At 60.4% G+C, this 18,676-nt stretch carries 16 protein-coding genes and 1 pseudogene; 15 read left to right on the forward strand and 2 right to left on the reverse strand.

Annotation, left to right across the window (positions count from 1 at the left end; translation table 11 throughout):
- The first annotated feature begins 21 nt into the window (after positions 1-21).
- The 9 genes from ACD590_RS20850 (at position 22) to ACD590_RS20890 (ending at position 10,462) form a co-directional block, all read left to right on the forward strand.
- On the forward strand, positions 22-1,632 hold the full coding sequence (locus ACD590_RS20850) for an ABC transporter substrate-binding protein (protein WP_439003274.1): 1,611 nt from the start codon (positions 22-24) through the stop codon (positions 1,630-1,632).
- A gap of 146 nt (positions 1,633-1,778) precedes the next feature.
- Entirely contained in the window at positions 1,779-2,717 is a 939-nt protein-coding gene (locus ACD590_RS20855) for an isocitrate lyase/PEP mutase family protein (RefSeq protein ID WP_018243911.1), read from the forward strand.
- A gap of 67 nt (positions 2,718-2,784) precedes the next feature.
- On the forward strand, positions 2,785-3,780 hold the full coding sequence (locus ACD590_RS20860; RefSeq protein WP_042941350.1) for an ABC transporter permease: 996 nt from the start codon (positions 2,785-2,787) through the stop codon (positions 3,778-3,780).
- A complete protein-coding gene (locus tag ACD590_RS20865) occupies positions 3,777-4,700 on the forward strand; it encodes an ABC transporter permease (protein WP_018243913.1) in 924 nt (307 codons plus the stop codon). The genes ACD590_RS20860 and ACD590_RS20865 overlap by 4 nt, the downstream gene beginning before the upstream one ends.
- 1 nt (position 4,701) lies before the next feature.
- A complete protein-coding gene (locus ACD590_RS20870; RefSeq protein ID WP_439003275.1) occupies positions 4,702-5,733 on the forward strand; it encodes an ABC transporter ATP-binding protein in 1,032 nt (343 codons plus the stop codon).
- Positions 5,730-6,797 carry an ABC transporter ATP-binding protein gene (locus ACD590_RS20875; RefSeq protein ID WP_439003276.1) on the forward strand — a complete coding sequence of 356 codons (1,068 nt, stop codon included), beginning with the start codon at positions 5,730-5,732 and terminating at the stop codon, positions 6,795-6,797. Before ACD590_RS20870 ends, ACD590_RS20875 begins: the two co-directional genes overlap by 4 nt.
- Positions 6,797-7,375, forward strand: a complete 579-nt coding sequence (locus ACD590_RS20880; protein WP_439003277.1) for a TIGR02444 family protein — start codon at positions 6,797-6,799, stop codon at positions 7,373-7,375. Before ACD590_RS20875 ends, ACD590_RS20880 begins: the two co-directional genes overlap by 1 nt.
- 197 nt (positions 7,376-7,572) lie before the next feature.
- Complete coding sequence (hutH, locus tag ACD590_RS20885) at positions 7,573-9,186, forward strand: histidine ammonia-lyase (protein ID WP_210066586.1); 1,614 nt, start codon at positions 7,573-7,575, stop codon at positions 9,184-9,186.
- A gap of 85 nt (positions 9,187-9,271) precedes the next feature.
- Positions 9,272-10,462, forward strand: coding sequence for an amino acid aminotransferase (locus ACD590_RS20890; protein WP_439003278.1), 1,191 nt, complete (start codon positions 9,272-9,274; stop codon positions 10,460-10,462).
- Positions 10,463-10,642: 180 nt separating this feature from the next.
- Here the strand turns inward: ACD590_RS20890 and ACD590_RS20895 are convergent.
- Both ACD590_RS20895 and ACD590_RS20900 read right to left on the reverse strand, forming a co-directional pair.
- A pseudogene (locus ACD590_RS20895) lies at positions 10,643-10,873 on the reverse strand (IS701 family transposase); the annotation flags it as partial.
- A gap of 44 nt (positions 10,874-10,917) precedes the next feature.
- Positions 10,918-11,601, reverse strand: coding sequence for a GntR family transcriptional regulator (locus ACD590_RS20900; protein WP_018243919.1), 684 nt, complete (start codon positions 11,599-11,601; stop codon positions 10,918-10,920).
- A 112-nt stretch (positions 11,602-11,713) separates the two neighbouring features.
- Between ACD590_RS20900 and ACD590_RS20905 the strand changes: the two genes are divergently transcribed.
- The 6 genes from ACD590_RS20905 to ACD590_RS20930 all read left to right on the forward strand — a co-directional run bounded on the left by ACD590_RS20905 (position 11,714) and on the right by ACD590_RS20930 (position 18,665).
- Complete coding sequence (locus ACD590_RS20905; RefSeq protein ID WP_027666894.1) at positions 11,714-12,367, forward strand: GntR family transcriptional regulator; 654 nt, start codon at positions 11,714-11,716, stop codon at positions 12,365-12,367.
- 115 nt (positions 12,368-12,482) lie between these two features.
- Positions 12,483-13,319 (forward strand): ABC transporter substrate-binding protein, encoded by an 837-nt coding sequence (locus ACD590_RS20910; RefSeq protein WP_018243921.1) that lies wholly within the window; start codon positions 12,483-12,485, stop codon positions 13,317-13,319.
- Positions 13,320-13,396: 77 nt separating this feature from the next.
- Positions 13,397-14,089, forward strand: coding sequence for an amino acid ABC transporter permease (locus ACD590_RS20915; protein ID WP_026188548.1), 693 nt, complete (start codon positions 13,397-13,399; stop codon positions 14,087-14,089).
- 15 nt (positions 14,090-14,104) lie between these two features.
- Entirely contained in the window at positions 14,105-14,995 is an 891-nt protein-coding gene (gene dapA / locus ACD590_RS20920; protein ID WP_018243923.1) for a 4-hydroxy-tetrahydrodipicolinate synthase, read from the forward strand.
- 11 nt (positions 14,996-15,006) lie between these two features.
- Complete coding sequence (locus ACD590_RS20925; protein ID WP_439003279.1) at positions 15,007-17,940, forward strand: FAD-dependent oxidoreductase; 2,934 nt, start codon at positions 15,007-15,009, stop codon at positions 17,938-17,940.
- Positions 17,937-18,665: an amino acid ABC transporter ATP-binding protein gene (locus tag ACD590_RS20930; RefSeq protein WP_113542454.1), complete on the forward strand. Its 729-nt coding sequence runs from the start codon at positions 17,937-17,939 to the stop codon at positions 18,663-18,665. Before ACD590_RS20925 ends, ACD590_RS20930 begins: the two co-directional genes overlap by 4 nt.
- Positions 18,666-18,676: the final 11 nt, after the last annotated feature.

Raw genomic sequence — 18,676 nt, forward strand, 5'->3', positions numbered from 1 at the left:
TCAAAAAAAGGAGATAGAGTGATGTTGTCAGACAATCGTTCCGGAAGGCTGCAGAGCCTGTTCATGCGTGGCGCCGCCGCCTTGCTGTTGTCGCTGACGACGGCGGCACCCATGATGCTCGCCGCATCTTACGCGATCGCGCAGACGGAAAAGCCCGTCAGCGGCGGCACGATGACCATTATCAACGGTTCGGACATCAAGAGCTGGGATCCGGCGATCACCGCCGGCACCTATCCCGGCGGTCCGATGGATGTGCTCGACGCCGTCTACGGCTTTATCGTCTACGTCAACGATAAGGGCGTCGTGACCGGTGGCATGGCCGAAAGCCTGACCAGCACCGACGCGGTGACCTGGACCTTGAAGCTTCGCAAGGACATGAAGTTCACGGACGGTGCGCCCTACGATGCGGAAGCCGTCAAATACAATTGGGACCGCGCCGCCGATCCGGCCACGCTTTCGCCGGCGCAGCCGTTCATCTCTTCCTGGAACAACGCGATCACCGTCGTCGATCCACAGACGCTGACGATCAAGCTGTCCTCCCCGAACGCCAATTTCGCAGCCCAGGTCGCCGAGCTGTGCCCCTTCATCGCCTCGCCGGCAGCATTGAAGGCCGCCAAGGAAAAGACCGATATCAAGCCGGTGGGCGCCGGCGCCTTTACGCTGACCGAATGGAACCAGGGCATATCGATGACCATGGCCCGCAATCCCGGTTATTGGGATCAGCCGCGCCCCTATCTGGATACGATCAAGTTCGCCATCATTCCCGAAACCAACAGCCGCATCGCCACCGTCGTGCAGGGTGGCGCAACGATGATGGCCGGTTATCCCTATCAGTTCGGCTCGAACGCAACGGCGCCGGGGGTTGCGACCCACGAGATCCCGATCCGCGGCATCAACCGCGCCTATCTCAACCAGGCCAAGGGCATCTTCACCGATGTTCGCGCCCGCGAGGCCTTCTATTCCGCCATCGACCGCGCGCGGCTGATGCAGGCCTTCACGCAGATGCCCGGATACAAGGCACCCAGCAATTACTTTGGAGAGAATTCGCCCTATTTCGACAGCGTTTCATCGTTGCCCACCTATGATCCGGTGAAGGCGCAGGAACTGTTCGATGCTCTGAAGGCGGACGGCAAGCCATTCTCGATCAAGATCGTCACCTATACCAACTCGGACCTGAAGCGTCTTGCCGCCTACATTCAGCAGGTGCTGACCGGCTATGAGGGCGCCTCGGCTGAGATCGTCGAAGTCGACCAGGCCTCGCTGATCCAGCGGTGCAAGACGCAGCTCGATTTCGACATCTGCGTCGAGGGCGGGGTACTGGTGTCGAACGGTGCCGAGCCGAACATTTCCAACCTGCTGAGCTCCGGCGGTGCTTTCAACTGGGGGCAGTACAAGAGTGCCGAGATGGATGCTGCACTGAAGGAGGCCAGCTCCACTCTCGATCCGGTCGCTGTCAAAGCCGCCTATGTCAAGGTTCAGAAGCTCGTTGCAACCGAGATGCCGCTCTACATCTTCGGGGAACAGACGCGCTCGCTGCTGCTGCGCGACAATACCGGCGGCGTCGTTCCCTCGAACGGCGGCATCCTGCAAAAGCAGTTCCTCTACGTTTGCACGGATGCCTGCCAGGAATAGCGGGCTCCAGATCACGACGCACAAGCTCGTCCGGAAGATCCGGGCGGGCTAGGAAGGGGCCGGTCGTTGGGCTGGGCGACCGTACACGCCAGAGACGTTAAGACGACGGAATGAGCCCTGCGACGCGGGGCGATCGGAAAAGGTGGATGACGATGATCGGCAATCGCAAGAAGGTGAAGTTTCGGGACCTGGTTTCCCGCAAGCAGGTGTTCACGCCCTGCGTCTGGGATTGCTACTCCGCCAAGGCGGCGGAAATGGCCGGCTTCGAGGCGATCCTGCTCAGCGGCGCATCGCTGGGATTCAGCATGTCCGGCGTGCCGGATCTCGGCCTGCACAATCAGGAGGAACTGGTCTACGCGACCGACCGCATCGCCGACTATTCGCCTCTGCCGCTGGTCATCGATGCCGATGACGGCTTCGGCGACGTCGTCCAGACCTTCCGCACCTGTTATCGTCTCGCCAAAGCCGGTGCCGGAGCGATCCTGATCGAGGATACGCCCAATGAACGCGGCTATGCGCGGTTCGGCCGTGCCATGGAGGCGGCGACGCTGGCCGGCAAGGTCGATGGCAACGTGCCGCATGAGGTCGTCTCGCAGGAGCTGTGGCTCGCCAAGATCAAGGCCTCGATCGAAGCCTGCGAAGGCACCGATTGCGTGGTTATCGCACGCACCGAATCCAAGCTCGAAAAGGGGCTGGACGACGCTATCGAACGCTGCGTGCGCGCCGCAGCACTCGGCGCTGAAATGACCTATGTGCATGGCCTGCGCACGTTGGAGGAATGTCAGAAGGTGGCAAAGGAATTGCCCGGGTGGAAGATGTTCGGCGATGTCGCGACAGTCAACGGCGTGCCCTTCGTGCGGCTCGAGGAAATCGAGGCGCTCGGTTTCAACCTGGTGACCATGCATTATCTCGAGAAGGGATCGATGTATGGCATGATGGATTACGGGCGGCATGTCTTCAACGACCGCAGCACGCGTTACGCGGACGAGCACAGCATGGGCGGCATGACGCCTGCCGAGCAGAAGGCCGCACTGGAGCGAGACAGCGGCTGGCTCGATGCCGAGGACAGATGGAAGGCACTCTGATCCCGGAGGCCGGCCGCTCTGCCGTCTCGTTTTGCGAAATCCGGATGCCGGTCCAGTCCGGCATTGGATGTTCCACCTGACAATCGGAGTCCGATCGTTGCGAATTGCCAAGCTCTCCTATCTGAAAGCGGTCGGCGTCCGGCTTCTGGCCGGCATTCCGGTCTTCCTGCTGGTGACGTTCTCGGCGACGGCGCTGTCGAGCCTGATGCCGGGGTCGGCGGCGCAGCTGATCCTTGGAGAGAACGCGACGCAGGCGCAGATCGATGCGCTGAACAGCCGTTACGGCTACGATCTGCCGGTCTGGGAACGTTATCTCGGCTGGCTCGGACGGCTTCTTCAGGGAGATCTCGGGCAGACCATGTTCAGCCAGCAGTCCGTGGCAAAACTCCTGGTCGACCGGGCGGCAGTGACGTTCGAGATTGCGCTGCTTGCCATGTTCGTCTCGCTCCTGATCGGCGTGCCGCTCGCCATGTATACCGCCAGCCGGCCGGGCGGTATCGTCGATACGGTGCTGCGGGCGGTGTCCTCGGTCATGCTGTCGATCCCGACCTTCGTCATCGTGGTTCTGCTCGGCTTCGTCTTCGCAATCGTGCTGCGCTGGCTGCCGGCGACCGGCTGGGTTTCCTTCAGCGACGATCCGATCGGCAATCTCTACTACGTCGCCTTGCCGGTGATGTGCCTCAGCGTGCACCAGGCAGCCTATTTCTACAGGGTGAGCCGCAGCGAATTCGTTGCGGTCCTCCAGGAGGATTATGTCCTCGTTGCCAGGGCCAAGGGCCTGCCGACGCGCTATATCCTGATGCGCCACGTGCTGCGTCCGGCCTCTCCCCAGGTGCTGACGGTGATGGGCCTGTCGATGACCTATCTGCTCGGCGGTTCCTTCATCGTCGAGAGCTATTTCGCGGTGCCCGGCATCGGCTGGACCGTTCTCAATGCGGTGAGCAGCCACGACCTGCCCGTCATGCAGGCCATCCTGTCGCTGACGGTGGTGATCTTCGTCGTGATCTTCATCCTGGTCGATCTCGGTTATGCGCTCATCGATCCGCGGGTGGACGTGTCATGAGCCGCCTCCAGCCAACACAAACGGACCTCGTGCCCGGCGAAGCGGTCGCGTTGTCGGAGACGTTGAATGCCGCGATGCCGAAGACCGCGCGCTTCCGCATGCCGAGCGGCCATCCGATGGAATGGTTCGCCTTCGTGTTCCTGGCGGTTCTGATCGTCTCCTCGGTTTTCGTGGAGTTCATTCCGGGTCTCGTCCGGGCAAGCTTCCCCTATGGCGATTTCTCGCAAGGTCCGGAATGGAGCCTGAACGGCCTGTTCGGAACCGATGCGCTCGGGCGCAGCATCCTGTCCCGCGTGCTCTACGGCGCGCGAACGACGCTCGCCATCGTCTCGGTCGCGACGCTGATCTCGCTGGTGATCGGCATGATCCTCGGAATGCTGGCCGGCTTCTATCGCGGCCCGGTCGAGCGGATCGTCGATCTCTATGCCAATTCCATGGCGTCGCTTCCGCCGATCCTCGTCATCCTGGCGCTGATATCGGTGACCGGAAATTCGGTTTTCACGATGATGCTGGCGCTTGGCCTGCTCGATATCGGAACCTATGCACGCATCGCCAAAGGCGGCGTGATTGCCCAGAACGACCGTGACTACGTGTTGGCGGCACGCGCCATGGGCGCGTCGGACATGCGGCTTCTGCTGCGCGAGATCCTGCCCAATCTCGTTCCGGCACTGACGGCCATCGTTCCGCCGCTGATGGCGGGGCTGATCATCACGGAGGGATCGCTGAGCTTTCTCGGTTACGGCATTCCGGCGCCGGCGCCGAGCTGGGGCGGGATGATCGCCAGCTCGACCGACCTGCTCAGCCGCTTTCCACTGCTGATCTTCGGACCGATCGTCGCCATCGTGCTGACGGTCTATTCGCTCAATACGGTCGGGGATTGTCTGGCCCGTCGCATGAACCATCGCGGCAGGGAACTCTGATATGAAAGAGGCAGCGAACACTACCCCGGTCCTCGATTGTCACGAGCTCTCCTGTCATTTCAGGTCGCCGTTCGGGCCGATCCGCGTGCTGCACGACGTGAGCTTCAGCATCCCGCCGCGCACGACGCTCGGCATCGTCGGAGAATCCGGGGCGGGCAAATCCATGCTGGTCAAGACCATCATGGGGATTGCGCCGGAGGGCATGAAAACCAGCGGCCGCATCCTTGCCGACGGGATCGATCTGTCGACGCTCAACGAGGCGAAACGCCGTGCCCTTCTCGGTCGCAAGTTCGGGATGGTTTTCCAGAATCCGATGACATCCCTCAATCCGTTCGTGCGGGTGGGGCGGCAGATCGAAGAGGCAAGCCGCTTCCATTTGCGGCTTGGAAAAGCGCAGGCGAAGGCACTCGCGATTGAACTGCTGGCAAGCGTCGGCATTCCCGATGCCGCGGAATGTTACGGGCATTATCCGCATCAGTTTTCGGGCGGCATGAAGCAGCGGATCATGATCGCCACGGCACTTGCCTGCCAGCCGGATCTCTTGATCGCCGACGAGGCGACGACTGCGCTCGACGTCACGGTTCAGAAGGAAATTCTCGATCTGCTGCAGGTTATCCAGCAGCAGCGGCAGATGTCGATGATCCTGGTGACGCACAATCTGGGCATCGTCGCCGGACGCACCGACGACATCCTCGTGCTCTATGGCGGGCATGTCGTGGAGTACGGCCCGACGAACACTGTCTTTTCCCGTCCGCGCCATCGCTATACCGAGGCTCTGCTTTCGGCGATGCCGCGCATGGACCAGCCGGCTCATACGAAACTGCGCACGATCCCTGGCCGTCCGCCTGATCTTGCCAACCCCGCGCCCGGATGCCCGTTTGCACCGCGCTGTCCAGCCGCCGAGGCCCGCTGCCATGCCTCGATGCCGCCGATGACGACCAGTGCGGACGGCAAGCATCGCTTCGCCTGCTATGTGCCTGTTCAAACCGGCGATGCAGCCGACACCGCGGTCGAAAGGAGGGCATTGTCATGAATGACGAGCCTTCCGGCCAGGCCATCGATGCAGGTGCGGCAACGCATGCCTCCGATGCTTTCCTGCGCGACGACGCGCTTTTGAAAGTTCGCAATCTCTCGGTCAGATACCGGCGCGGTGGCAAGATCTTTGTTGCGGTCGACGGCGTCTCCTTCGACGTGGCTCCTGGGGAAACGCTCGGTCTCGTCGGAGAGTCGGGCAGCGGCAAGACGACCATCGGCCGTGCCCTTCTGAAGCTTCTGCCGAAGGCGGACACGCGTGTCGACGGCCACGTCGAATATGACGGCCTGAATGTTGCCGATCTGTCGGCTTCCGATCTTCGCGCCATCCGGAGCAAACTGCAGATGATCTTCCAGGACCCGATTTCTTCCTTCAATCCGCGCCGCAAGGTGCAGGATATCGTCGGAGAAGGCCTCGAGATCCAGGGCATCCGCAAAGCGGAAAGGCTGGAAAGGGTCGATCGTGCGCTCAACGATGTCGGCATGAGCCGGACGATGGTGGAGGGCCGCAGGCCGCATCAGTTTTCCGGAGGCCAATGCCAACGCATTGCGATCGCGCGGGCGCTTGCCGTTGGGCCGGAGTTGATCGTTTGCGACGAGCCGGTTGCATCTCTCGACGTTTCGGTGCAGGCGCACGTGATCAATCTTCTGCAGGATATCCGCCAGAAGCGAAACCTGGCGCTGATCTTCATTTCCCACGATCTCGCCGTCGTGCGCAATGTCAGCGACAGAGTCGCCGTCCTCTACATGGGCAAGATCGTCGAGATCGGAACTGGCGATGCCATCTATCAGCGTCCGGCGCATCCTTATACCCGCATGCTGCTGGAAGCAGTCCCGGTTCCCGATGCCAGCCGGAAGATCGTGCCGAGCGCAACGCCGACGCAGGCCTTGTCGCGGAGCGCGCCGCCATCCGGATGCCGGTTCCGCAGGCGTTGCCCACGCGCTCAGGCAGTCTGTGCTGCGCAGGAACCGAAGCTTGCGGCGATGCCCTACGGCCAATTCGCAGCCTGCCATTTCCCTCACGACGAACCGGCGCCCGGAATAAAGACGGCGGAACAAGCGTGATGGAAAAAGCCCCTGATGCATTCGAAGAAAAACCCGTGGCAAGCGGCAACGCGCGCTCAGAACAGGATACCGGAGCTGCGAGGCGCACTGCTTTCTGTGCCAATGTATTCGATGCCATGGTCCGGCTCTACGGTGAGCCCGGCATCGCGTCCTTGTGCCTCGAAGCCCAGACACGTCATGCGGTGGACGTGCCGTCACTGCTGTTCTTCGCTCTTGCGGATAGTGACGGACACGGCGCGGATGACTGCGAGATGCGGCGGCTTCTGGACCGTGCCGGCGAATGGCGCTCGCTTTTCGTCCTGCCGTTGCGGCATCTTCGGCTAACCCTGCACCAAGGCCGCAGGAACACGGCAGAGATTGAATTTTACGAGCAGATTAAGGCAGCGGAGCTGGAGGCGGAACGGTTGCAGGTCCGGCGTCTGGCCGACGACTTTCTCCCGCTCGAAGGGCCGGGCGGGCTGGCAGCCCGTTATCTCGAAACGATTGCCATGCCGGAACCCAAGGCAGGGGCGTTGATCGGGCGGCTTCAAGACGCCACCAAAGCCGCGTGCCACGGCTTTCCCCGTCACGCGCACTAAGGGTCTGAAGACATCATGAGCGATTTCGGCGCCGTCATGACAGGAACCATCGTCACCGAAGAAGGTGTCGCGGAAAACTACGTCACCGTCACTGGTGGCATTACCGCTGCGATGGAGACAGGCCGCGCTCCCGGCGCGCGACGTGTTCGATTTCGGCACTTACTTTCTCACACCCATCGAGCTTCAAGGACATCGAGATGAACGCCATAATTTTAGACGGTGACAGCCTGACGATTAGAGATACCGTTCGTATCGCGCGCCAGGGCGCCAAGGTAGCGCTCGCCGATGCAGCGCGCGCCGAAATCATCAAGGTGAGAAACTATATCGAGGAAAACTGGCTGACCGAAAACGCGCCGCCAACCTATGGCTTCAACACCGGCGTCGGCAAGCTCAAGGATTATGCCATCAACCAGGCCGATAACGATCGCTTCCAGCGCAATATCGTGCTCTCGCATTGCTCCGGCATCGGAGAACCGGCGTCGGAAGAAATCGTCCGCGCCATGATGGCCGTCCGTATCAACGCCTTCTGCCTCGGTGTTTCCGGTCTGCGGATCGAGGTGGTCGATCGTCTCGTTGAGATGTTGAACCGCGGGGTTCACCCTGTGGTGCCGATCCAGGGGTCGGTCGGCGCGTCTGGCGATCTGGCGCCGCTCGCACACATGGTTTCGGTGCTGATCGGCTATGAGGAGGCGGAAGCCTATTACCAGGGCGAACGCATGCCAGCGCCGCAGGCTCTGGAAAAAGCCGGCATCTCGCCAATTGCTTTCGATCTCAAGGCGAAGGACTGCCTTGCCCTCATCAACGGCAACAGCCTCTGCGCGGCCATGGCGGTTCTCAACCTCCATGACGCCGAGATGCTGATGAAGACAGCCGATGCGGCGGGTGCGCTCAGTCTGGAGGCGATCCGCGGCGAGCAGGCAGCGTTCGATCCCCGCATTCATCTCGTGCGCAAGCAGCCTGGGCAGATCGCGACTGCGGAAAATATCCGTCGCATTATCGAGGGTAGCCGCCGCACGACCGAGGCGGCGCGAGCGGTACGCCTCGAGGACGATATCCTGCATCCGAAACACACCGCCCGGGTCCAGGATCAGTATTCCTTCCGTTGCCTGCCGCAGGTGCATGGAAGCTGCCGCGACCAGTTGGAGCACGCCAAGGAACTGATCACGCGCGAGCTCAACGCCGCGACCGACAATCCGCTCGTCTTCTGGAACGAACTCGGCGCGCTGGAATTCCTGTCCGGCGGCAACTTTCATTGCGAACCCATCGCTTTCGCCATGGACATCCTGACGATCGCTTTGGTGGAAATCGGCAACATTTCCGAGCGACGCCTGTTCTCGCTCTGCGACACGACATTGAACTACGGCCTGCCGCCGAACCTTGCCGGCAAGCCAATCGGCCTGAATTACGGCTATGGCATCATCTCGACGGCTGCGGCGTCCGTCGCATCGGAAAACAAGACGCTGGCTTTCCCGGCCGTTGCCGATACCATCCCGACCAAGAGCAGCCAGGAAGATCATGTTTCGATGGCGACATGGGCATGCCGCAAGACGCGTCAGGTGGTCGACAACATGCCGAAGATCCTTGGTGTCGAATGCTTGCTTGCCGCCCGCGCCATCTTCCTGACCGAAGAGGCACTCGGCGGCTACAAGCTCGGAACCGGCAGCCAGGCGCTCTATGATGCGCTTTGCGAGGCGATCCCGTTCCAGCAGGAGGACAGCTACATGCCCAAGCAGACCACACCGGCTCTCGAGATAGTGCGGTCCGGCGCATTTCTGGAGGCCATCGAGAACAAGATCGGCGCGCTGAAATAGGCGGGCCGGCTGATTTGGGCTGCGGCCGCATCATGAAGCGCCGGCGTTTCATCGCCGCCGGCAATTCCCCTGACCGGAGAGAACAATGTTCGACGACCTGACAATGCCGCCAGCCGACAAGATCCTGTCGTTGATACCGATTTTCCGGCAGGATAGTCGTCCGAACAAGATCGATCTCGGCGTCGGGGTCTACCGGGACGCCTCCGGTACGACGCCGATCCCGCGGGCGGTGAGGGAGGCAGAAAAGCGAATCCATACCGCGCAGACGACCAAGGCCTATGTCGGCCCGGCCGGAGATCCTGTTTTCTGCGATCTCATCGGCAGGCTTGTCTTCGGCGAGGCCGCGCCGTGGGAGCGAATTCGCGGTATCCAGACGCCGGGCGGAGCGGGCGCCTTGACGGTGCTCGCCGGCCTGATCTGCCTGGCGCGCCCGGGTGCTGCGGTCCATGTGCCCGACCCGACCTGGGTGAACCATGTGTCGATCCTCGAAGACAACGGGCTTCGGATTGTCATTTACCCGTACCTCGATAACCGAACAGGCGAGATGGATTTCGACGCCCTGCTCGATCATTTCTCACGGTCGAAGCGGGGCGACATCGTGTTGCTGCACGGCTGCTGCCACAATCCGACAGGCGCGGACCCCAGCCGTTCGCAATGGCAGGCACTGGCAGCCATCATCGCCGAACGCGGTCTCGTTCCGCTGGTCGATATCGCTTATCAGGGGTTTGGCGACGGTCTCGAGGATGACGCCTTCGTCGTGCGGCTGCTCGCTGGCATGGTTCCGGAAATGCTCGTCTCCGCGTCATGCTCGAAGAATTTCGGAATCTATCGCGAGCGTACAGGTGCTGCATTCATTCTCGCCGCCAACGCGGATCGGGCGGATGCAACCAAGGCGCAACTCACGGTGCGAGCCCGTATCGTCTATTCGATGCCGCCGGATCATGGCGCGGCTATCGTTCGCACTGTCCTGGAAGACGCGGCACTCGCGGCCGACTGGCGCGCCGAACTGGACGGCATGCGCTCCAACATTCTGTCGCTGCGCCAGGGGCTTGCTGCCTCGTTCCGGCGTTTCACCAATGGCAGCGACTACGATTTCCTCGCCAAGAACAAAGGCATGTTTTCGCTGATCGGTATGACACCCGGGGAAGCTGTGATGCTGCGCGAGCGCCACGCCATCTACATCGTTGAGGACGGACGCATCAATGTCGCCGGGTTGCAGGCCAGCCAGATCGACACCTTTGCGGAAGCCGTTCTGGCGGTTCGCGGAATCAGCTGATCAGCACCCGTTTGAGGCGTTAACAGGGAGTTCGGTATCTACGCAGTGTGAAACAGCAACCAAGAATCCTCCTGCAGCCAACGTCGAACTTTGCAACGGGGCCAGACTGTGGCCGTTTTGACGTTTGGGCAAAGGCTGTGACCTGCCTTGTGCGGGAAATTATCCGGGCGGATGGCGTTGAATAGCCTGCTGCCACCACGGGCCGGTGTCGCCCGCCGCCTCCGCCCGCATCCGACCCGTCTTGCGCCGCTCTTCTCCCCGCAAACCGTCCAGAAATTGCCCAGCCGAATTTGCCACGCGCTCTTGCCTGAACAGTGGCCGCATTCGCGCTTTCACATCTCGTAACGAAGACGCCCAAAGCTCAAGTGTCGCCTCAATCGATACACTTGTCATCCATGACCTCCGAATCATGGAGACCTGTGGCTTCAGGTGACACAAAAAATGCAGCAGCAATGCTAAAGGTCAGCGACTTGTAGATGCATTCGCGTAAATGCGATTAAGCTTTCGATGTGGTGGGCGACAGCTCGGCGAGTTTCCTCGACGTCGCCCCGGTCGATCGCCTCGATGATAACGAGGTGTTCCGTGGAGTCCGGCTTCAGGCGATCTTTCAGGCGGTCGATTTCGAAGAGACGCGTGGTCGCCCGAAGCTCCCGCAATACCTTGGCCATTACCGCGTTGCCGCAATGATCGATGATCATATTGTGGAGATTGTCGTCGGAGAACCAGTGCGCGTCCGTGTGATACGCCGTCGCGTCCAGGAGGTCGTGAATTTCCTGCCGGACGCTCATCAAAAGTCGTCGCGGAATAGCGTTGATCGACAGTACGGCTGCGTCAGGTTCGATCAACAACCTCAGTTTCAAGCTTTGAAGATACTCGCCGACATCCACCTGTCGCACGACGTAGTTTCGGCCATCGCCCTTGCGAACCAGGCCTTCGCCCTCCAACCTCTGCAGCGCTTCCCGCAGCGGCGTCCTCGAAATCCCGAGTGTTTCGGCAAGCCTTGCCTCAACGATGACATGCCCGCCTTTCAGCCGGCGATGCCGGATCATGTCGGACACGGCCTTGTAGGTCAGCGATGCAAGATTATGCTGCCCTTTCTCCGCAATTTTCCGACCCGGGGCCTCTAAGGCGTCTGTCACCGTTTGCCATTTCCTTGTTCTTTAAGGCGTTGGCCGCTCGACGCGGCATCGTGCTTTCCTTACGCGATCACTTGTTACATATGATAGCCGATTTGGAAAAGGACTGGAACGAGTGCAGATGGACGATGGTCTGAATGAAGTTGGCGACTCCAGCCTTGCTGACGAAACCTACCGTTCCCTGCTGGCCGATATTCTATCAGCCAGGCTCGCCGGGGGGTCGGTCGTCCAGCAACGCCGCCTGGCGACCAAACATGCTGTTTCGCGTTCTCCCATGCGCCACGCGCTGGGACGTCTCGAAGGAGAGGGACTACTTGTCAGAAACGAAAAAGGCGTTCTCTCGGTCAGGGTCATCAGTCTCAAGGACTACCTTGACAGTCTCACCATGAGGATGCTGCTCGAACCAACTGCCGCCGCGCTCGCCAGCCCCCATGTTTCGCGACTTGAACTGGACCCTTTGACAAGGATGCTTGACGAGATCGAGGCCGACCCCGAACCTGACCCTGAGGTGGTCTGGGCGTTTGACGACGCGCTTCACAACTATATCGCAAGCGAGAGCCGCAACCCCTTTATGGCAACCACGATCGGGGAGATGCGACGCTACACAACGATCTTCGAGCGACAGCTGCCTGTCGTGCGCGCGAAGCCGGGCGTGCGAGAACATCGAGCGATCCTGCTTGCCTTGGCCGCCAACGACGCCGAGGCGGCTCGCCGAGCCATGACCGATCATCTCGAAGTCGTCCGCCAGGGCGTCCTTGCGAACTACTGAATCGATGAATTGAGAATGCACTTGCATCTACCGGGAACTTTTGTATAAAAGTGGGATCCCACTTGAATGCAGAGTCGGGATCCAACGATAAAGAACCGAACTCCAGAGGCTCTCCATGCTCCGTTCACACTTCTCTCGCAGCGTTCTTGCCGCGTCCTTCCTGTCGATCACAGCGTCTTTTGCCTTCGCTCAATCCTGCGAACCCAAAGTGGCGGCAGGCGAGTTGATCAAGCCCGGCACGCTCGTCATGTCGACCAATCCAACGCTTCCTCCGCTCCAGTTCATCGACTCCACGGGCGATCTGAAGGGCATGCGCATCGACCTCGGCAAAGAGATCGCCAAGCGCCTTTGCCTTGAACCCGAATATGTCCGGATCGAATTCTCCGCGATGGTTCCGGGCCTGCAGGCTGGCCGTTGGGACATGATCAATACAGGCATTTTCTTCACCGAAGAGCGCGCCAAGATCATGCAGATGATCCCCTATGAAGATCAGGCCATCAGCGTCTCCGTGGCACCAGATTCGAAGAAAAACGTCGCCGCAAAAGATGATCTGGCCGGCATGACGATCGGTGTCGAAATCGGTGGTTTCGAGGAAACAAAGACACGCCTTCTCGACAAGGAACTGCGTGACGCGGGCAAGGAAGGCTTGACCATCCAGACGTTCGATAATTTCGCCCTCGCCTACCAGGCTCTGCGGGCAGGCCAGGTGCAGGGTGTCGTGTCGATCGACGCCGTCGCCAAGGAGTACGATTCTCGCGGGGACTTCAAACGGGCAATCAGCGGCCTCTACCCCGCTCCGGTCTCCGTCGCATTCAAAAGCCCGGCTTTGGCTGATGCCGTGTCTGCGACGTTGAAAGACATGAAGGCGGATGGATCGCTGAAGGCGCTCTTTGACAAATACGGTCTGCCGATGGTCGCGGGTGACTATTCGGTGAAAGGCCCCGGTCGCTGAACTGATTTCAAAGATCGTTTAGAGATGAGGCGGGGCGCGACCACGTCGCGCCAAACCTCTTGCAGAAAGTCGTCTTCATGTCGCTTTGGAACTGGTCTGGCTTTTTCGGTTATCTGTTCAACCCCTTTATACTTGGCGGGGTGTTCACGACCGTTTGGCTCACCGTCGTCTCGTTGATTGCGGGGCTTATTCTGGGCTTTGCTCTTGCATTGATGCGGCGATCGTCGCGGCGGGTGCCAACCTACATTGCCAAGGCGTATATCTGGCTTTTTCGCGGGACGCCGCTTCTTGTACAGTTGATTGCGATCTACACGGCGCTTCCGCTGTTCGGCATCAAGTTCACCGTCATAGAGGCGGCGTTGCTCGGATTGGCTCTCAACGAGGCGGCTTATCTCGCGGAGATCATTCGTGCCGGTATCGAAGCCGTGCCGGAAGGCCAGACCAGGGCAGCACGCGCGCTCGGCATGACTGAGCGTCAGATCATGCGCTACATCGTGATGCCGCAAGCCTTCAAAGTTATCGTTCCGCCTCTCGGCAATTCGGTGAACGGTCTCTTGAAAACGACCTCTGTCACCTCCGTCATCTCGGTCGAAGAACTCCTTCGCCGGACCCAGGTTCTCATCCAGGAGCGGTTCATGGTGCTCGAACTGTTTGCGGTCGCGGCGATTTATTACCTCCTCCTCACAACACTCTGGGACTTCTTCCAGAGCCATATCGAAAAGCGTCTCGGTCAAGCCGGATCTCGGCTTTCCATGAACGAGAAGCGCTAGAACCAGGATTTTCAAATGCAGAAGACGTTCCGCGGTGTCTACACCGTGATGATTACTCCGTTGGATGCCAGCGGCGCGGTCGATCTGAAGGGGCTGGCTGCCTTTACCGACTGGCAGGTCAAAGAAGGTATCCATGGTCTTATCCCTCTTGGATCGACAGGTGAGTTTCTGTCACTCAGCGAGGAAGAGCGCGATGGTGTGGCGAGGACCGTCATCGAAACTGTCGCGGGACGGGTGCCTGTTTTGATCGGCACGGGAGCGGAAGATACGCGGGAGTCCATTCGCCTTAGCGTCAAGGCCGAGGCAATGGGGGCTGACGGCGTCATGATTATTCCGCCGTTCTATTCCACCCCAACGGATGACGAACTCGTTCACCACTACAAGAGCATTGCGTCTGCCGTGGCCATCCCGATTATGGTCTACAACAATCCCGCGACCGCAAACGTCGATCTGACGCCGGAGTTGGTCAAGCGCATCGCCGAAATCGACGGCTGCGACTATATCAAGGAGTCCACCCTCGAAGTGACGCGCGTGCGCGATATCATCCGGCTGGCCGGCGACGATATGACTGTGTTCGGGGGCATACTCGGGTTCGAGTCTTTCGTTATGGGTGCGCAGGGTTGGGTGGCAGTGGCTTCAAATGTTGCGCCAGGACCGATGGCGCGGATCTTCGAACTTGTCGCAAATGAGAAAAAGTTCGATGAGGCAAGAGAGCTTTACCTCAAATGGCTGCCTGTCATTCAGGCGGTCGGGGGCCAGGCCTATGTCGCAGGAACGAAGTCACTGCTGACCCACATGGGATTTGGCGCAGGCCTGCCGCGTCCGCCGCGCCTGCCGTTGCCGCCCGCGCAGGATGCCGCCATGAAGAGGCTGGTGGCCGATTTCGGTCTGACGTTCAGCGTCTGAGGAATTCGATCATGCCCGTCGCTTCCATAAACCAGAGTTTGAGGCCCGACGATGCGCGGGTCAGGCTCTCGGTCGACGGTCTGCAGATATTTGCCGAAAAGGGCATGTCTGTTGCCGCCGCCATCGAGGCGACGGGGCGGCATGAATTTTCCCGAGGCATCAAAGGCGAGGGCCGTGGCCTCTTCTGCGGAATGGGTGTCTGTCACGACTGTCTCGTGACGATCGACGGAAAAGTCAGCCAGCGGGCCTGCATGACCATTGTCGACGATGACATGCAAGTTCTGCGCCCTGCTGCGCGGCCAGATCTTGCCACTGGTCAGATTGCCGATCTCTGCAGTGTGCCGCATTCCTTGACGACAAGGACGATGGACGTTCTCATTGTCGGAGCGGGCCCCGCGGGGCTTGCCGCCGCGGAGGTCCTTGCTGCGGCCGGCGCCAAGGTGACTGTCATTGATGAACGGCCGTCTGCCGGCGGGCAGTATTTCAAACAACCCTCGACACGGAGCGCCGCCGAGCGATTGAGTGGCGACGAGCAGGCTTTATCCGGCGCAGCGCTTATAGGGGAAGTGCGCGATCACGGCGTGACATTTCTAACCGCTTCAGTGGTGTGGGGTGCCGCACGTGACGACGACGGTTCGCTTATTATCGCCGGCTATGGGTCCGGCCATGCGTTTTACTGCAAGCCGAAAATACTCATCATCGCGACGGGGGCCTACGAACGCCCAACGCCGGTCAGGGGTTGGACACTTCCTGGTGCGATGACAACAGGGGCCGCCCAGACGTTGCTGAGGAGCTATGGAACCGTTCCCGGCCGAAGGATCATTGTCGCCGGAAACGGCCCTTTGAATATGCAGGTCGCAAACGAACTTCGAAAGGCAGGAGCCTCCATAGTCGCTTTGCTGGAAGCAGCACCACCACCGTGGTCTCGCCCTGCAGCAGCCTTCGGCCTTCTGACAACGGATCCCGCTCTCGCCCGTCACGGATTGCGCCAGATATCGACGCTTAGATCCGCGGGCGTCAAGATAGGCTGGAATAGCGTACTCACCTCGATCAACGGTTCGCAGCGGGTGGAGAGCGTCACGTTCGCCGGACCAGGCGGCGAGACCAATCTCGATGCTGACACGGTCCTTATCGGCGGCAATTTCGCATCCTCCAATGAGCTGTCGCGGCTACTCGGATGCGGCCATGAGGTCGTCGGCGGCGATCTGCGGGCGGTGCGGGATCTTGACGGTCAGACAACGCTTGCAAATGTGCATGTTGTCGGTGAAGCGGCGCGTTTCGGCGGCGCGCATGTTGCGATGGCAGAAGGGCAGATCGCCGCTGCGGCGATTGCTCGAAAATTGGGCCTCCTTGTCCAAACCGACGAAAGCCCAATGAAACGGCTCGCCCGCCATAGACGATTTCAGGAAGCTCTTTGGCAGGTCTTTGCGCCGAAGGACGATGCAAAGATAAAGACGGAAATTCTGCCAGATGACGCATTGATCTGCCGTTGCGAAGGCGTGACTTATGGTGTCTTGAGGACGCTCAGCGCAGATAGTGCGCAGGACATTTCGACATTGAAGCGCCTGTCGCGTGCAGGCATGGGGCGGTGTCAGAGCCGCTACTGCGGCAAAACGATCACTGACGTCGCGAAAGAACGGCACCTCGCTGGCGAAACGAGCGGTTTTCTGGCTCCGCAAATGCCACTTCGGCCTATTCCGCTGGCGGCGCTTGCGGTCGAAAAGCCGGAATGGGGCGGCCACAAGCGCGCACTTTTGCCGGAAAAACCCCCAGTGGCGAATCCTCAAGCTTTGCCGGTGGCGGAAACGTCCACGCTGGTCATCGGCGCAGGCATTGCAGGCCTTTCGACGGCGCTCTTCCTTGCCAGGGAAGGCGAGGACGTTGTGGTGGTCGAGCGCACTTTTGCGAACTCGCTGGCGTCTGGAGGGAATGCCGGAAGCCTTCATGCCCAGCTGCTTTCCTTCGACCACGGTGCCCGTGCCGAAGGTGGCGGCGGAGCAGCCGCTCAAACGCTTCCCCTCCAGCGTGATTCAATCGCTCTTTGGGCGGCGCTGCAAAGCGAGCTCGGACAGGATTTCGAGATGAAGGTCACAGGCGGCCTCATGGTGGCCGAAACCGATGACCACATGCGTTTTCTGGCGGAAAAGGTCGGGGTGGAGTGCGCGGCCGGGATCGATTGCCACTTGATCGGGCAAGAGGAACTGCGCTCCCTGGAGCCTGCTCTGTCTTCCCACTTTGTCGGCGCTGCCTATTGTTCCCAGGAGGGGAAGATCAACCCTCTCGTCGCGACGCAATATATATTGGAGGCGGCACGGCGAGACGGCGCTCAACTCTTCGAAAATTGTGAGGTCACCGGAATAAGGACCTCGGACGACGGGTTCGAGGTCAAGACATCGAGGGGCATGTTGCGGGCAAAACGGATCGTCAATGCAGCCGGAGCCTTCGCTTCAAGGATCGGCGCGATGCTCGGTGTCGATGTGCCGGTATTCGGTGCTCCGCTGCAGATGGTGGTTACCGAGGCCGCAGCACCTTTGATCTCGTGTCTCGTCGCCCATGCCGATCGCCATTTGACACTCAAGCAGGCGGCAAACGGGAACTTCATCATCGGCGGCGGCTGGACCGCAGGCCTCGATCCCGTCCATCAACATCCACGCCCGCTACTGTCGAGTCTTGAGGGGAACCTTTGGGTTGCCCAGCACGTCGTTCCCGCTCTGCGCAAACTTCACGTCATCCGAAGCTGGGCGGCGATGAACATCAACATCGACGGTGCGCCAATCCTCGGCGAACATCCGTCAATGCCCGGGTTCTTCAACGCCGTCACTTCAAACGGCTACACGCTCGGCCCGATCGTCGGCCAGTTAACATCTCGGCTCATTCTCGGTCGCGAGACCGATAGAGCCTTGCGACCCTTTTCCATCGCGCGTTTCCAGAAAGGCCGGGCATGATTGAGATCACTGGCGTTACCAAATATTACGGTCAGTTCGCTGTCCTTAAGAACTGCTCGGTGAACGTCGAGCGCGGTGAGGTCGTGGTTGTCTGCGGTCCCTCGGGGTCGGGCAAATCGACGTTGATCAAATGCGTCAACGGGCTCGAGCAGTTTCAGGAAGGTTCGATCCGGGTGCATGGCATCGAAGTCGGTGACCCGAAGACCGACCTGCCAAACCTTCGCACACGGGTAGGCATGGTCTTCCAGAACTTCGAATTGTTTCCGCATCTGACGATCATCGGCAATATCATGCTGGCGCAGAAGATTGTCATTGGCCGCAGCGACACGGCAGCCCACGCGAAGGCCATGGCGCTTCTTGATCGCGTCGGGCTGACGGACCACGCGAAAAAATATCCAAGCCAACTCTCCGGCGGGCAGCAGCAGCGCGTGGCCATCGCGCGGGCGCTCGCGATGGATCCGCTCGCCATGCTCTTCGACGAGCCGACATCCGCGCTTGATCCAGAGATGATTTCCGAAGTGCTCGACGTCATGACCGGATTGGCAAAGGACGGCATGACGATGATGGTCGTCACCCATGAGATGGGATTTGCCCGCCGGGTGGCGACACGCGTGATTTTCATCGATCAGGGCGAGATCGTCGAGGATCGTCCGAGCGAGGAGTTTTTCGCGGGAAAACACAATCCGCGAACCGAAGCTTTTCTTGGCAAAATCCTGCAACACTGAAGGTCAGGCTT

The organism is Rhizobium sp. 862_C5_N1_2, from assembly GCF_051811205.1.
Taxonomy (GTDB): domain Bacteria; phylum Pseudomonadota; class Alphaproteobacteria; order Rhizobiales; family Rhizobiaceae; genus Rhizobium; species Rhizobium leguminosarum.

Bases quoted from the DNA above. Each gene is read 5' to 3' on its own strand.
- ACD590_RS20930 (WP_113542454.1), top strand. From the start codon at position 17,937: ATGATTGAGATCACTGGCGTTACCAAATATTACGGTCAGTTCGCTGTC.
- ACD590_RS20890 (WP_439003278.1), top strand. From the start codon at position 9,272: ATGTTCGACGACCTGACAATGCCGCCAGCCGACAAGATCCTGTCGTTG.
- ACD590_RS20925 (WP_439003279.1), top strand. From the start codon at position 15,007: ATGCCCGTCGCTTCCATAAACCAGAGTTTGAGGCCCGACGATGCGCGG.
- ACD590_RS20880 (WP_439003277.1), top strand. From the start codon at position 6,797: ATGGAAAAAGCCCCTGATGCATTCGAAGAAAAACCCGTGGCAAGCGGC.
- dapA (WP_018243923.1), top strand. From the start codon at position 14,105: ATGCAGAAGACGTTCCGCGGTGTCTACACCGTGATGATTACTCCGTTG.
- ACD590_RS20870 (WP_439003275.1), top strand. From the start codon at position 4,702: ATGAAAGAGGCAGCGAACACTACCCCGGTCCTCGATTGTCACGAGCTC.
- ACD590_RS20865 (WP_018243913.1), top strand. From the start codon at position 3,777: ATGAGCCGCCTCCAGCCAACACAAACGGACCTCGTGCCCGGCGAAGCG.
- ACD590_RS20910 (WP_018243921.1), top strand. From the start codon at position 12,483: ATGCTCCGTTCACACTTCTCTCGCAGCGTTCTTGCCGCGTCCTTCCTG.
- ACD590_RS20855 (WP_018243911.1), top strand. From the start codon at position 1,779: ATGACGATGATCGGCAATCGCAAGAAGGTGAAGTTTCGGGACCTGGTT.
- ACD590_RS20915 (WP_026188548.1), top strand. From the start codon at position 13,397: ATGTCGCTTTGGAACTGGTCTGGCTTTTTCGGTTATCTGTTCAACCCC.
- ACD590_RS20875 (WP_439003276.1), top strand. From the start codon at position 5,730: ATGAATGACGAGCCTTCCGGCCAGGCCATCGATGCAGGTGCGGCAACG.
- ACD590_RS20850 (WP_439003274.1), top strand. From the start codon at position 22: ATGTTGTCAGACAATCGTTCCGGAAGGCTGCAGAGCCTGTTCATGCGT.
- hutH (WP_210066586.1), top strand. From the start codon at position 7,573: ATGAACGCCATAATTTTAGACGGTGACAGCCTGACGATTAGAGATACC.
- ACD590_RS20860 (WP_042941350.1), top strand. From the start codon at position 2,785: ATGTTCCACCTGACAATCGGAGTCCGATCGTTGCGAATTGCCAAGCTC.